Annotated in this window: 15 protein-coding genes and 1 tRNA gene; 9 read left to right on the top strand and 7 right to left on the bottom strand. The window is 65.7% G+C overall.

Annotated features, from left to right (window positions below):
* Nucleotides 1-39: 39 nt before the first annotated feature.
* The 4 genes from ACQY78_RS17880 to ACQY78_RS17865 all read right to left on the bottom strand — a co-directional run bounded on the left by ACQY78_RS17880 (nucleotide 40) and on the right by ACQY78_RS17865 (nucleotide 1699).
* Nucleotides 40-333 carry a YggT family protein gene (locus ACQY78_RS17880; protein WP_428677244.1) on the bottom strand — a complete coding sequence of 98 codons (294 nt, stop codon included), beginning with the start codon at nucleotides 331-333 and terminating at the stop codon, nucleotides 40-42.
* 78 nt (nucleotides 334-411) lie between these two features.
* Complete coding sequence (locus ACQY78_RS17875) at nucleotides 412-1062, bottom strand: FHA domain-containing protein (protein WP_428677242.1); 651 nt, start codon at nucleotides 1060-1062, stop codon at nucleotides 412-414.
* On the bottom strand, nucleotides 1063-1323 hold the full coding sequence (locus ACQY78_RS17870; protein WP_428677240.1) for a hypothetical protein: 261 nt from the start codon (nucleotides 1321-1323) through the stop codon (nucleotides 1063-1065).
* Nucleotides 1307-1699, bottom strand: a complete 393-nt coding sequence (locus ACQY78_RS17865) for a RidA family protein (RefSeq protein WP_428677238.1) — start codon at nucleotides 1697-1699, stop codon at nucleotides 1307-1309. The genes ACQY78_RS17870 and ACQY78_RS17865 overlap by 17 nt, the downstream gene beginning before the upstream one ends.
* Before the next feature lie 105 nt (nucleotides 1700-1804).
* Between ACQY78_RS17865 and ACQY78_RS17860 the strand changes: the two genes are divergently transcribed.
* The 3 genes from ACQY78_RS17860 to ACQY78_RS17850 all read left to right on the top strand — a co-directional run bounded on the left by ACQY78_RS17860 (nucleotide 1805) and on the right by ACQY78_RS17850 (nucleotide 3296).
* A tRNA-Ala gene (locus tag ACQY78_RS17860) sits at nucleotides 1805-1880 on the top strand.
* Nucleotides 1881-1958: 78 nt separating this feature from the next.
* The gene (locus ACQY78_RS17855) at nucleotides 1959-2624 is read left to right on the top strand and encodes a hypothetical protein (protein WP_428677237.1); all 666 of its coding nucleotides are present in this window, start codon (nucleotides 1959-1961) and stop codon (nucleotides 2622-2624) included.
* A 12-nt stretch (nucleotides 2625-2636) separates the two neighbouring features.
* Nucleotides 2637-3296 carry a hypothetical protein gene (locus ACQY78_RS17850; protein ID WP_428677235.1) on the top strand — a complete coding sequence of 220 codons (660 nt, stop codon included), beginning with the start codon at nucleotides 2637-2639 and terminating at the stop codon, nucleotides 3294-3296.
* A 185-nt stretch (nucleotides 3297-3481) separates the two neighbouring features.
* Here ACQY78_RS17850 and ACQY78_RS17845 read toward each other — a convergent pair whose 3' ends face one another.
* Entirely contained in the window at nucleotides 3482-4549 is a 1068-nt protein-coding gene (locus tag ACQY78_RS17845; RefSeq protein ID WP_428677233.1) for a ferritin-like domain-containing protein, read from the bottom strand.
* 145 nt (nucleotides 4550-4694) lie between these two features.
* Here ACQY78_RS17845 and ACQY78_RS17840 point away from each other — a divergent pair, with 145 nt between their 5' ends.
* Nucleotides 4695-5714, top strand: a complete 1020-nt coding sequence (locus ACQY78_RS17840) for a 2Fe-2S iron-sulfur cluster-binding protein (protein ID WP_428677232.1) — start codon at nucleotides 4695-4697, stop codon at nucleotides 5712-5714.
* Entirely contained in the window at nucleotides 5648-6334 is a 687-nt protein-coding gene (locus ACQY78_RS17835) for a YoaK family protein (protein WP_428686425.1), read from the top strand. The genes ACQY78_RS17840 and ACQY78_RS17835 overlap by 67 nt, the downstream gene beginning before the upstream one ends.
* A gap of 72 nt (nucleotides 6335-6406) precedes the next feature.
* On the opposite strand, the gene ACQY78_RS17830 is transcribed toward ACQY78_RS17835, so the two are convergent.
* Both ACQY78_RS17830 and ACQY78_RS17825 read right to left on the bottom strand, forming a co-directional pair.
* The gene (locus ACQY78_RS17830; protein ID WP_428677230.1) at nucleotides 6407-7474 is read right to left on the bottom strand and encodes a ferritin-like domain-containing protein; all 1068 of its coding nucleotides are present in this window, start codon (nucleotides 7472-7474) and stop codon (nucleotides 6407-6409) included.
* A gap of 78 nt (nucleotides 7475-7552) precedes the next feature.
* Complete coding sequence (locus ACQY78_RS17825) at nucleotides 7553-8251, bottom strand: response regulator transcription factor (protein WP_428677228.1); 699 nt, start codon at nucleotides 8249-8251, stop codon at nucleotides 7553-7555.
* Between the two features lie 106 nt (nucleotides 8252-8357).
* On the opposite strand from ACQY78_RS17825, the gene ribA reads away from it, so the two are divergent.
* The 4 genes from ribA to ACQY78_RS17805 all read left to right on the top strand — a co-directional run bounded on the left by ribA (nucleotide 8358) and on the right by ACQY78_RS17805 (nucleotide 13354).
* Nucleotides 8358-9521, top strand: a complete 1164-nt coding sequence (gene ribA, locus ACQY78_RS17820; RefSeq protein ID WP_428677226.1) for a GTP cyclohydrolase II — start codon at nucleotides 8358-8360, stop codon at nucleotides 9519-9521.
* A gap of 20 nt (nucleotides 9522-9541) precedes the next feature.
* The gene (locus ACQY78_RS17815) at nucleotides 9542-10774 is read left to right on the top strand and encodes an ABC transporter substrate-binding protein (protein WP_428677224.1); all 1233 of its coding nucleotides are present in this window, start codon (nucleotides 9542-9544) and stop codon (nucleotides 10772-10774) included.
* 82 nt (nucleotides 10775-10856) lie between these two features.
* Complete coding sequence (locus tag ACQY78_RS17810) at nucleotides 10857-12320, top strand: GH1 family beta-glucosidase (RefSeq protein WP_428677222.1); 1464 nt, start codon at nucleotides 10857-10859, stop codon at nucleotides 12318-12320.
* A gap of 191 nt (nucleotides 12321-12511) precedes the next feature.
* Nucleotides 12512-13354 carry a VOC family protein gene (locus ACQY78_RS17805; RefSeq protein WP_428677220.1) on the top strand — a complete coding sequence of 281 codons (843 nt, stop codon included), beginning with the start codon at nucleotides 12512-12514 and terminating at the stop codon, nucleotides 13352-13354.
* The last annotated feature ends 46 nt before the right edge of the window (nucleotides 13355-13400 follow it).

Below are 13400 nucleotides of genomic sequence, written 5' to 3'. Positions count from 1 at the left end.
AGGAAAACCGGGTCGGCGGGAGGCGGGCTCAGCGGGCCGTCAGCGGATGAAGGACGGCCAGACATACTCCCACAGCAGGCTGCGGATGAAGAACAGGCCGAGCAGGAGGATGACGGGCGAGACATCGACGCCGCCGAGATTGGGCAGCATGCGGCGGATCGGGCGCAGGACCGGCTCAGTCAACTTGAAGAGCATGTCGACCACGACACTGATGAAACGGTTGCGGACATTCACCACGCCGAACGCCACCAGCCAGCTCATGATCGCGCTCGCGATCACGATCCAGGTGTAGATGTCGATCACCTTGTCGATCAGCACCGCCAGCGACAGCATCGAGTCCCCGCCTCTTGAGACCGGCACCGCGCCGGCCGCGGCACCCTACTCGGCGGGGAATGCCGATCACAAGCCCCTTCAGGCCCGCGTCAGGCTGAGTTCCACGCTGCCGAGCCGAATCGAGCGCACCGCGCTGATGTCGCGCGGCCCATGCTCGGGCAGCAGCCGGGCACCATCGATGAAGGTGCCGCCGGGGCTGCCGAGATCCTCGAGCCCCAGACGCTGGCCCGACAGCATCAGCCGCGCATGCGGCCGGCCGACCGACGGGTCGGGGACGCTGAGATCGGCCGGCGCGCCGCCCTGGCCGCCGGTCAGCGCATAGGTGCCGGACGTGCCGGCGACCGAGAGCGAGACCGTCCCGCCATTGCCGAGCGTACCGGAGAGCCGCCAGCCGCGCGTATCGGGCAGCGCCATCGACGGGCCTGCCAGGGCCGCGGGTCCGGACGCCGGCGCAGGCCCGCCCGACCGGGCGTAGTCGAACGTTCCGGCGGAGGCCGGTTCGTCGCGCGGCCAGCGCATGAAGGCGAAGACCCAGAGGAGGATCAGCGGCACGATCGTGCCCACGCCGGTCAGCGTGAGCAGGATGGCGCCCAGCCCCGTCCATCCCGGCAGGCCGGCCTTCTCCACGATGCGCCAGGCCATCCACGCCGCCAGCACGGTGCCGACCACCGCAAAGGCGCCGGTCAGGCCGAAGAAGCCCATGAGGGCCGCGACTTCCACGCCCATCATCTAGCGCCTCGCCGCAGCTTCGCCGGCGGGCCAGGTGCTGAACGCCAGCATGCCCATGACGATGAAGGAGCCGATGAACGGCACCAGATGGAAGAGCGACAGCGCCCCGGAGAAGCCGGCGCGGGTGCAGATGCGCCAGGTCGGGATGATGAGGACGAGGGACATCAGCACGTAGCCGATCAGCATGACCGCCACCGTGAGGGAGCCCAGCGCCAGCACCCATGTCACCAGACTGGCCATGTCGTCAGGCGAGGGCGACAACTTCGATCTCGACCATCACGTCGCGCGGCAGCCGGGCGACCTCCACCGTCGAACGCGCCGGCGTCGCGCTGCCGAAATATTCGGGCAGGCCGTAGACCTCGTTCATGGCCGCGAAGCTGTCCATGCTCTTCAGGAACACCGTCGTCTTGACCGCATGGCCGAGATCGCTGCCCGCCGCCTTCAGCACCGCCCGCAGGTTCTTCAGCACCTGGTGCGTCTGCTCGGCGATGCCGCCCTCGACGATCTCGCCGGTCGCGGGATCGAGCGGGATCTGGCCGGCGCAGAAGACCAGCCCGTTGGCCACGACCGCCTGCGAATAGGGACCGAGCGCCTTGGGGGCGGCGTCGGTCTGAACGACTTTCTTGGCGTGGGCCATGGTCTTACCTCTCCATCAAAAACACGGGCCGGACGCTATCACAGCCTGCTTTGCTTGACAGGGGGCCCGGCAACCATTATCCGCGCGGTTCTCCAAGGGTCGGAGGGGGCTGTAGCTCAGCTGGGAGAGCGCCTCGTTCGCAATGAGGAGGTCAGGGGTTCGATCCCCCTCAGCTCCACCAACCACCCCCGACCCTCGGCCGACGACGACGGCCTCATTCACTGGCCTGTCGCGGCGCATCACGGCACTATTGCACTCGATGCGCAGACGCAAACGCCCGACCCCGGCAGAACTCGGCCTCACCGCCGCCGAAGGACGCATCCTCACGTCGCTGCGCACGCCGCAGCGCGTGCAGGACTATGTTTCGGCCCTCCCGGCCAATTTCGAACGGGATGGCGACAGCCTGCGCTCCGTGCGCGGCGTGCTGCGCCATCGCGAGGCCCACTGCCTCGAGGCGGCCTTTCTCGCGGCCTGCGCGCTGTGGCTGCAGGGCGAACCGCCCCTGGTCATGGACCTGACGGCCACGCGCGACGATTTCGACCACGTCGTCACCCTGTTCCGCCGCGACGGCTGCTGGGGCGCGATCTCCAAGAGCAATCATGTCTGGCTGCGCTGGCGCGACCCGGTCTATCGCAGCCTGCGCGAGCTCGCGATGTCGTACTTCCATGAATATTTCAACAAGGGCCGCAAGACGCTGCGGACCTATTCGACCTCGGTCGACCTGCGCCGCTTCGCCCCCGACACGTGGATCACCAACGAAGAGGATTGCTGGGACGTCGGCGCGGCGCTCGACGATGCCCGCCACTATCCGCTGATCAAACCGGCGCAGAGGCGCTGGCTGATGCCGCCCGACGCCACCGTGCTGCGGGCCGACGACATCGTTCAATATGAAAGCCGCGATCGCAAGACGGCCCGCAAATACTGAAGGGAGCCTGCCATGAAACGACTCCGCGCGATCCTGCTGCTGATCCTGCTCGGCACCGCCACACCGGCCGCCGCCCAGATCCCCGCCGAATGGCAGGCCGCCGCCCAGGCCGTGATCGGCGAACTGGAGCGCGACACGCCCCAGGCCGCCAAGCCGTGGACCGGTGCGGAGCTGACGCAGGGCTGGAACCTCGCGCGGGCCTGGCGGCGGCACAACAACGGCAACATCGAGATCATCCTCGCCGAGTATCTGATGTTCGTGGCGCTGTGCCGCATCGGCTGCGCCGGCAGCACCATCGAGGGTCAGGGCTATGTCTCTGTCGCCGAACAGGTGAAGGCGCTGATCGCCCAGAATGGCGGATCCTATGCGCTGGCCTCGAACGCCAACACCTGGCTCGCCGGCCTCGCCGATCCGACGGGCGCGGCCAGGAAGAACGTGGCCCTCTGGGAGAAAGATCCCGACATCGCCTCGGCCGACTTCGCGACCGGCAACATCTATGCGCTGAGCTGGCTGCTTGCGCGCAAGAGGCCGACGCCCGAGGCACAGGCCGACACCTTCGCCCGCTTCGCGATCCTGGTGCAGACCAAGGCCTGGATCGGCCCGCGCTGCCTCGACATCTCGAAGGTCGCCACGGTGCTCGGCGCTCCGCCGCGCATTGATACGTGTAGCTAGCACCACCTCATCCTGAGGAGCGGCCGCAGGCCGCGTCTCGAAGGATGGGCGACCAACGGGGTGCGCGTTCCCATGCTTCGAGACGGCCGCTTCGCGGCCTCTTCAGCATGAGGTTGTTGTTATTACTCTGTGAAAGAAAAAGGGGGCCGTGAGGCCCCCTTCCGATTTCGTCTCGGATCGCTGCGCTACTCGGCGGCGATCTGGTCGTTCACGAACTTCCTGGCGTCGAAGTCCTCGGCGACCTTGAGGTCGTTGCCGAGCAGCTTCTCGACGTCGATCTTGGCGTATTCCATCACGCCCATGTCGCCCAGCGCCTTCTGTACCTTCGGTCCGAACAGGCCGATCTCCTTGAGGATCGGCACGATGCGGGTGAAAAGCCGCGTGCGGAAAGCCTGCATGGAGCCCGAGTTGTAGGCGTACTCCATGAGCTTATCGACCGGCAGGCCGGACCGCATCCAGACCTCGGCCTGGTTGAAGCGGTCGCGCATGAAGTACAGCGCCTCGACCACGAACTCCTCGCGCTCGGCGCGCTCGGCATCGGAGATGTGCGGATAGTATTCGCGCAGCGCCATGCGCCCGAACGTGACGTGGCGCGCCTCGTCCTGCATGACATAGGCGTTCACGGCGCCGGCCAGGTTGTTCTTCGCGGTGTCGCGGATGCGCTGGAAGGCGGCGAGCGCCAGGCCCTCGATCAGCACCTGCATGCCGAGATAGGTCATGTCCCAGCGCCGGTCGGTCAGCGTCTGCTCGAGCAGTTTCTTCAGCGACTCCGTGATCGGATAGGCCGCCTTGAACTTCTCGTGGATCAGACGCTTGTAGCTCTCGACGTGACGGGCCTCGTCCATCACCTGCGTCGCGGCATAGAACTTGGCGTTCATGTCCGGCACGGTGTTCACGATCTTGGCGGTGGCGATCAGCGCGCCCTGCTCGCCGTGCATGAACTGGCAGATGGAATGGCACTGCAGGTTGAAGCGCAGCCAGTCCTTCTCCTTGTCGGTCATCTTCTCCCAGAAGGGCGAGCCGTAGATCGGGATCGTCTCGTCGGCCATGCCCATCGGGTTGCCTTCGAACAGTTCCTGGGACCAGTCGATGCGGGTGCTGGTGTCCCACTGCTGCTGCTTGCCCTTCTCGTAAAGGTTCAGCAGGTCGGCGGACCCGTCCTCGTATTCCCAGTTGAAGGCGATCTCGGTGGCGCCATCGAACTTCCAGTTCGTGACTTCGACCGGCAGCTGATAAATTTTTTGCGTTGTCATCGGCTCTTGCCTCCTGGCCCTGAACCTTGTCCCATCCCTATGGAGCGTCCGAACAATGACGCTCCGCTCATTTTTCTCGGCGGACGCTAGCACAGTCTGCTAGGAGAGTCCGCCCGGAAAACGGGCATCTGAAGACGAGTTTTTGATGTCCTATAATCAGCTGCGCATCGCCAAGATCATCCAGGAAACGCCGGACGCACGTTCCTTCGTGCTCGAGATTCCGCCCGACCTGGCCGAAAAATACCGCTACCGCGCCGGCCAGTTCCTGACCTTCCGCGTCCCCCACGCCGACGGCGCCTTCAACCGCTGCTACTCGCTGTCCAGCGCCCCCGAGACCGATGGACTGCCCAAGGTCACGATCAAGCGGGTCGCTGGCGGCAGGGGCTCCAACTGGTTCCATGATGCGGTGAAGGAAGGCGGCATGCTTGAGGTCCTGCCGCCGGCCGGGCGCTTCGTGCTGGGCGAGGGCGATGCCCCGCTCCTGCTGTTCGGCGGCGGCAGCGGGATTACGCCCATGATGTCGCTGATCAAGAGCGCGCTGAGGGGACCGCGCCGCATCCGCCTGTTCTATGCCAACCGCGACAAGCAATCGGTGATCTTCGACGCCGAGTTCGAGGCGCTGCTGGCGGCCCATCCCGGCCGGCTGGAACTCGTCCATCATCTCGATGCGACGCAGGGCATCATCAAGCCCGAGGAGATCGTCGCGGCGATGAAGGGCTTCGAGGCGGGCGACGTCTATCTCTGCGGCCCCGGCCCCTTCATGAAGCTGGTCGAGGAGACGCTGTTCGAGCACGGCATGCCGCACGAGAAGGTGCGCATCGAGCGGTTCGAGGCCTCGGGCAACGATGCGATCCCGATCCAGCCCAGCGAGCAAGGCGACGTGATCCCGGGCGAGATCACGATCCATTTCGAGGGCAAGGTCCACAAGGTGGCCTATGCGAAAGGCCAGACCATCCTCGAGGCCGCGCGCGCCGGCGGGCTCAACCCGCTCTCGTCCTGCGAGGAAGGCTTCTGCGCCTCGTGCGCGGCCAAGACCATCAAGGGCAAGGTCATGCTCGCCAAGAACGACATCTACACGCCCGAGGATCTCGCCAATAACTGGATCCTGACCTGCCAGGGCCACTGTTTCGGGGCCGAGGTCGAGATCACCTACGACGTGGTGTAGCGATTAGCGCCCGCCCTCTCGCCCAGGCGACCATCCTGACCCTGGTCGCCGGGATCGCCGATGCCGTGGGCTATGTCACCATGGGTGGCGTGTTCGCGGCCAACATGACCGGCAACACGGTGCTGGCCGGCATCGACATCGCCAAGGGCAATCATCTCGGCGCCTGGAACCATCTCACGCCGCTGGTCGCGTTCTTCCCCGGCGCCATGCTCGCCCGCGTGATGCTGCGCCTGTTCAAGGGGCCGGTGGCCGGCATCCTGCTCGAAGCGGCGCTGCTCGCGGGCGTCGGCTTCCTGCCCGTGGGCGAGGAAAACGCGGTGATGATCGTGGCCTTCGCCATGGGACTGCAGGCCTCGACGATCACCAGCTTCGCGGGCCATTCGGTCAGCACCGTCGTCGTGACCAGTACCCTGGCCCGCACCGCCGACGCGGCCGTCGACCGGCTGTGGCGCGGCGCCGCGATATCCCCGCCGTCGGCGCTCAACACCGGGCTGCTGGCGCTGACCTGGACGGGCTACCTGGTGGGCGCGGTGATTGGCGGGCTACTGCTGCCGGTGCTCGCCTGGCCGCTGCTCGTGCCGGCCGCGTTGCTGATCCTGATGCTGCCTCTTCTGGGCTGAGCGACGCTCAGCCCGTCAAGCGACAGGACATTGCTTGCAATGTCCGAGAGCGCCGAAGAACGAACGCTCCCCTTACGCCGTCGCGATCGCCTTCTCGACGAACATCTTCCGGTCGAACTCCTCGGCCACCCGGCCGTCGTTGGCAAGGACCTCGGCGACATCGATCTTGGCGTAGTCCATCACGCCCATGTCGGCGAAGGCCTTCTGCACCCGCGGACCCCACAGGCCGATATCCTTCACGGTCGGCACGACGCGGCTGAACAGGCGTCCGCGGAACGATTGCATCTGCTTGGAATTGTAGTGGATGTCGTCGAGCACCTTGGCCGGCAGGCCGAGCCGCTCCCAGACTTCCGACTGGTTGAAACGGTCGCGCATGAAATAGAGCGCCTCGACCAGGAATTCCTCGCGCTCGTCGCGCTCGGCGTCCGACAGGTGCGGATAGTATTCGCGCAGTGCCAGCCGCCCGAAGGAGACGTGGCGCGCCTCGTCCTGCATGACATAGGCGTTGACCGCGCCGGCCAGCGTGTTGCCGGCCTTGTCGCGGATCGACTGGAAGGCGGCGAGCGCCAGGCCCTCGATCAGCACCTGCATGCCGAGATAGGTCATGTCCCAGCGCCGGTCGGTCAGCGTCTGCTCGAGCAGGGTCTGCAGCGCCTTGTTGATCGGATAGGCGACCTTGAACTTCTCGTGCAGCAGCCGCTTGTAGGCCTCGACGTGGCGCGCCTCGTCCATCACCTGCGTCGCGGCGTAGAACTTGGCGTTCATGTCGGGAACGGTGCCGACGATCTTGGCGGTGGCGATCAGGGCGCCCTGCTCGCCATGCATGAACTGCGAGATCGAATTGGCCTGGAGATGGAGCCTGAGCCAGCTCCGCTCCTTCTCCGTCATCTTGTTCCAGTGATCGGTGCCGTAGATCGAGATCGCCTCGTCCTTCAGCTCCATCGGATTGTCGGGATTGAGTTCGAGCGACCAGTCCAGCCGCGTGCTCGCGTCCCACTGCTGCTGCTTGCCCTTCTCGTAGAGCTCGAGCAGCGGCGCGGAACCGTCGTCATATTCCCAATTGAACTGAAGGTCGGTCGCGCCGTCGAACGTCCACTGCGTCACGTCGACGGGCAGGGCGTAGATCCGTTGCGTGGTCATGGCATCACCCTCCCAGGGTGTTTCTGGCTCTTGCTTGCCGAAACGATGACGCCCCGTTCACATATTGGCAAGCCCTCGTCAGGGCTGGAGTCGGTAGCCCCCGCGGTCGGTGACCAGGATCGCGGCGCTGGCCGGGTCCTTCTCGATCTTCTGGCGCAGGCGGTAGATGTGGGTTTCCAGCGTGTGGGTCGTCACGCCGGCATTGTAGCCCCAGACCTCGTTCAACAGGATGTCGCGGGCCACCGGCCGGTCGCCGGCCCGGAACAGGTATTTCAGGATCGAGGCTTCCTTGTCGGTCAGGCGGACCTTCTTCTTCCCGCCCTTCTCCATCAGCAACTTGCCCGCAGGGTGGAATTCGTAGGGGCCGATCGACATGACGGCATCCTCGCTGCGCTCGTGCTGGCGCAGATGCGCCCGCAGGCGCGCCAGCAGGACGTTGATGCGGAACGGCTTGGTCACATAGTCGTTGGCGCCGGATTCCAGGCCCAGGATCGTATCGGCATCGCTGTCGGCCGCGGTCAGCATGATGATCGGCGCCCGGACGCCCTCGCGGCGCATCAGCTTGCAGAGTTCACGCCCGTCCATGTCGGGAAGACCGATATCCAGCAGGATGGCGTCGTAGTGGGCGAGCTTGGCCTTCTCGAGCCCCTCGGCCGCCGTGCTGACCTGGATGGTGGTGAACCCGTCATAGAGATCGAGCTGCTCGGCGAGCACCGTGCGCAACGCCTGGTCGTCATCGACCAACAGGATCTTCTTGCCACGATTGTTCACGGACATGCGTCTGTTACCTGTCAGCCATCTCGAAATTTACTCTATCCGGTACGATCTGGGCACAAAAGTGGTTCACTTCGGCGAAATCCCGTGGCGTGATACCCTGAGAGTCATGAATTCCAATCCAGCCCACTCCCGCAGCGCGGCTGCAGTCGCCGCCGTCGAACGCGCCATGGCGGAGCTCCGCCGCGGCGGAGTTGTCGTGTTGCGCGACGCGGAAGGCGCCGGCGGCCTGGTGATCGCCGCCGAATCCTGCGGCCCGCGCGCCCTGCAGCGCCTGCAGGGCCTTGCCCAGAACGCCCCGGTGCTGGTCACCACCCGCCGCCGTGCCGAGGCGATCGGCATGGACATCCCCCCGCACATCGCGGGCGGCATGGGCGAAACCAACAAGCCGATCACCATCGACCTGCCGGAGGGCGTTCCCGTCGATGTCATCCTGCGGCCGCACGAGGGCGACCGGAGCGGCCGCCACGTCGCCCTTCGCCACCTGTCCCGGCCGGTGGCCAGCCATGCGCCCGTCATCGCCCAGGCGGCGATCGAACTGGCCAAGCTGTCGCGCCTCCTGCCGGCCGTGGTCCTGGGGCCGCTGACCCGCGATCCCGGCAACAAGCGGCGAGACTGGGCCCGCGAGCAGGATCTCGTCTATGTCGATGCCGCCGACGTCTCGGCCTACGAGGAAACCGCGTCGCGCACGCTGCAGCAGGTCGCGCAGGCCCATGTGCCGCTCGAAGGCGCCGAGAATGCCCGCATCCTCGCCTGGCGTCCCAGCGACGGCGGCAAGGAGCATCTCGCCATCGTCGTCGGCGAGATCGACCCCACCGAGCCCGTCCTGATCCGGCTCCATTCGGAATGCTTCACCGGCGACCTGCTGGGCTCGCTGCGCTGCGATTGCGGCGTGCAGTTGCGCAGCGCCATCGCCGAGATCGCCAAGCAGGGATCGGGCGTCCTGCTCTATCTCGCGCAGGAAGGCCGCGGCATCGGCCTCGTCAACAAGCTGCGCGCCTACGAGCTGCAGGACGACGGGTTCGACACGATCGACGCCAACGAGCAGCTCGGCTTCGACGCCGACGAGCGCATCTATGTGCCGGCCGCCACCATGCTGTCGCGCATGGGCATCCAGCGCGTGCGGCTGATGACCAACAATCCGGAGAAGATCGCCCAGCTCGAGCGCTACGGCATCGAGGTCGCGGCGCGCGTCCCGCATTCCTTCCCCTCCAACGGGCACAACGAGAACTATCTTCGCACCAAGGCGGAGCGAGCAGGCCACCTGCTCTAATAACGACGACTGGAGGAAACATGACCAAGATGCGTCGCCGCGTTTTCGCGGCTGGTAGTGCTGCGTTCGCATTCTCCCCTTACATCGCAAGTGCCCAGAAGAAGTACGATCCGGGAGTGACCGACAAGGAGATCAAGCTCGGCCACACCAATCCCTATAGCGGGCCGCTCTCGGCCTACGGCACGATCGGCAAGGCGATCGCGGCCTACTGGACGATGGTGAACGACAAGGGCGGCATCAACGGCCGCAAGATCAACTTCATCACCTACGACGACGGCTTCGTGCCGCCCAAGACCGTCGAGATGGTCCGCAAGCTCGTGGAGGACGACAAGGTCTTCGCGATCTTCCAGTTGCTCGGCACCCCGACCAACACGGTCGTGCAGAAGTACCTGAACCAGAAGAAGGTGCCGCAGCTCTTCGTGGCGACCGGCGCGTCCAAGTGGGGCATGCCCAAGGAGTTCCCGTGGACCATGGGCTGGCAGCCCGACTACCACACCGAGGCGGCGATCTATGCCAAGCACGTGCTGGCCAAGCACAAGGACAATCTCAAGGACCTCCGCATCGGCATCATCTACCAGAACGACGATTCGGGTAAGGATTACAGCGGCGGCTTCCTGGCGGGCCTCGGCAAGGAGAACGAAAAGTACGTCACCGCCAAGGTGAGCTACGAAGTCACCGATCCGACCGTCGACAGCCAGATCATCCAGATCAAGAGCTCCGGCGCCAACGTGTTCTTCAACGACTGCGCCCCCAAGGCCGCGGCGCAGGCCATCCGCAAGGTGGCCGACCTCGGCTGGAAGCCCGACCACTATCTCGCCAACGTCTCGGCCTCCGTGGCCGCGGTGCTGAAGCCGGCCGGCTTCGACAACAGCAAGGGCATCATCACCGCGTCCTATCTCAAGGACGCGACCGACACGCAGTGGGTCAACGACGCGGACTACAAGGAATGGGACGCGTGGATGAAGAAGTACCTGCCCGACGCCAATCCCGCCGACTCGGGCAACACCTACGCCTATGCCGTCTCCGCCACGATGCGGCACTGCCTCGAGGCCTGCGGCGACAACCTCACGCGCGAGAACCTGATGAAGCAGGCTGCCAGCATGAAGAACCTGGTGGTGCCGATGCTGCTGCCGGGCATCAAGATCAACACCAGTCCGACCGACTACTATCCCATCCAGTCGGTGCGCCTCTCCGCCTTCGACGGCGAGACCTGGAAGCTGTTCGGCGACGTGCTCAGTAACGAAAGCGCCTAAAAACCGAAACCCGCCCGCGCAGGCGGGATGGCATGGCGGATGCTTCCGTACGGTCCGTGACAGACCGGAGCCGCTCTACCCCATGCCCTTTAAACTGAACCGCCGCCGCGCCCTGCTCACCGCGGCGGGCGCGGCCGCTCTGGCGGCAACGGCCTACGCATCGGCCCACACCGCCCCCCGGACCGCGCAGGGCCCGCGCCGCCCGGCGGGTTTTCCCGACGGCTTCCGCTGGGGCACCGCGACCTCGGCCTATCAGGTCGAGGGCGCCGCCCAAGAGGACGGCCGCGGTCCCTCGATCTGGGACACCTTCACCCGGGAGCCGGGCCGGATCCGCGACGGCTCGACCGGCCAGCAGAGCGTCGACCACTACAATCGCTACAAGGAAGACGTGGCGCTGATGAAGTCCATCGGCGCCCGCACCTATCGCTTCTCGATCGCCTGGCCGCGCGTCTTTACCGACGGCACGGGCACGGCCAATCCCAAGGGGCTCGATTTCTACGACCGGCTGGTCGACGAGCTTCTCGCCGCCGGCATCGAGCCGTTCGCGACGCTCTATCACTGGGACCTGCCGCAGGCGCTGCAGGATCGCGGTGGCTGGGAATCGCGCGACACCGCCCAGGCGTTCGGCGACTACGCGGCCTACGTCGCGCGCCGGCTCACCGATCGCGTGCGCCAGGTCTTCACGATCAACGAGATGCAGACCTTCGTCGAGCAGGGTCACGAGACCGGCAACTTCGCGCCGGGCCTCAAGCTGCCGCCCGGCCGGTTGAACCAGGTCCGTCACCATGCGGTGCTGGCGCATGGCCTCGCTGTCCAGGCGGTGCGCGCCAACGGACGCCGCGGCACCAAGGTGGGCCCGGCCGAAAACATCGCCACGGCGCTGCCCGCCGTCGAAACCGTCGAGAACATCAAGGCCGCGGAGCTGGCGACGCGCGAGCTGAACGCGCCCTACCTCACGGTGATGATGGAGGGCCGCTACACCGACGCCTATCTTGCGAAGGCGGGCCGTGACGCGCCGCGATTCACCGACGCGGAATTGAAGATCATCTCCAGCAAGGTCGATTTCGTCGGCCTGAACGTCTATGCGCCCAGCCAGTATGTGCTGGCGAGCGAGGCCGCACCGGGCTTCACCTCGGTGCCCTTCCCGTCGTCGCATCCGCACATGGCCTCGTCCTGGCTCCTGCTGGGACCGGAGGCGCTGTACTGGGCGCCGCGCCACGCCGCCCGGCTCTGGCAGGTAAAGGACATCTTCATCACCGAGAACGGCGCGTCGGCGGCCGACGAGCCGACGCCGGACGGCACGGTCTACGACGTAGACCGCGTGATGTACCTGCGGAACTGCCTGATGCACCTGCAGCGCGCGACGGCCGAGGGCGTGCCGGTCCGGGGTTACTTCCTGTGGAGCCTGCTCGACAATTTCGAATGGGCCGACGGCTATGCGACGCGGTTCGGTCTCGTCCATGTCGACTATGCCACGCAGAAGAGAACGCCCAAGCTCAGCGCCGCCTTCTATCGCGAAGTCATTTCGCGCAACGCGTTGGCGTAAGCGCGCGGCAAATCGCAGGCCACAAAATGGGGTTGGTCGTCATGGGGCGGAAATAGGATTTGATTTCTGCATTGTCTGCGGAACTTGGAAATAGATTTCGCACACGAAAGCATCGCCCCTTAATATAAGAAAACCTGACGTGCCCGCTGTGCCAAGATGGGCGACGCTGTGAACGGCGAGAGGGGAATGAAATGAAGCTGCCCGTAGCGACGCTAGACCACGTGGTCATCAACGCCCGCAACGACATGGACCATGCGGCGGACGTCTATACGCGTCTGGGCTTTTCGCTCACCGAACGCGGCTATCATTCGCTGGGCTCGATGAACCACCTCGCCATGTTCGGCACGGACTATCTCGAGCTGATCGCCATTCCGAAGGACGCCACGTCGGGGCGCCTGGACCTGCTCACCTTCCCGTTCGGCCTCAACGGTCTCGTCTTCGGCGCCGAAGATTCCGCCGTCACTTACGAAGCGCTGAGCAAGGCGGGCGTCCCCGTCGACCCGCCCGTCGAATTCACGCGCCCCGTGAAGGTCGGCGACGAGATGCGCGACGCGCGCTTCCGCACGGTGCGCATGAAGGCCGGGGTCGTGCCGTACGGCCGCGTCTACTACTGTCACCACTTCACGCGCGACGTCGTATGGCGCGACGAGTGGCGTCACCATGCCAACGGCACGGTCGCCATCGTGCGCTTCCTGATCGTCGAGCCGGATCCCGCAGCGGCCTCGAAGCTCTATGCCGACATGTTCGGAGCGGAAGCCGTACGCGACATCAAGGGCGGCAAGTCCGTCGTGGTCGGCAATTCGCGTGTCGACATCGTGACCGAGGACGAGCTCAAGGCGCAGTTCGGCGATGCCGTGCCGGACGCCGAGGGCCGCAAGGCCTATATGGCTGGCCTCACTTTCCGCACGCTGTCGGCGGCAAAGGCGGCACGTGCCTTGCAGGACGGAAAGATCAGCGGCGTGACACAGAGTGCAGGACGGGTCGTCGTGCCGGCCAAACAGGCGTTGAACGCGGTGCTGGAGTTCATCGAATAGGCTGACGGGAAACCGTCAGGGCTGCTGGGGAGCGGCCGAGAAGGGA

This window comes from Reyranella sp. (assembly GCF_965279625.1).
Taxonomy (GTDB): Bacteria; Pseudomonadota; Alphaproteobacteria; order Reyranellales; family Reyranellaceae; genus Reyranella.
This window is presented reverse-complemented; position numbering and strand designations above follow the sequence as displayed.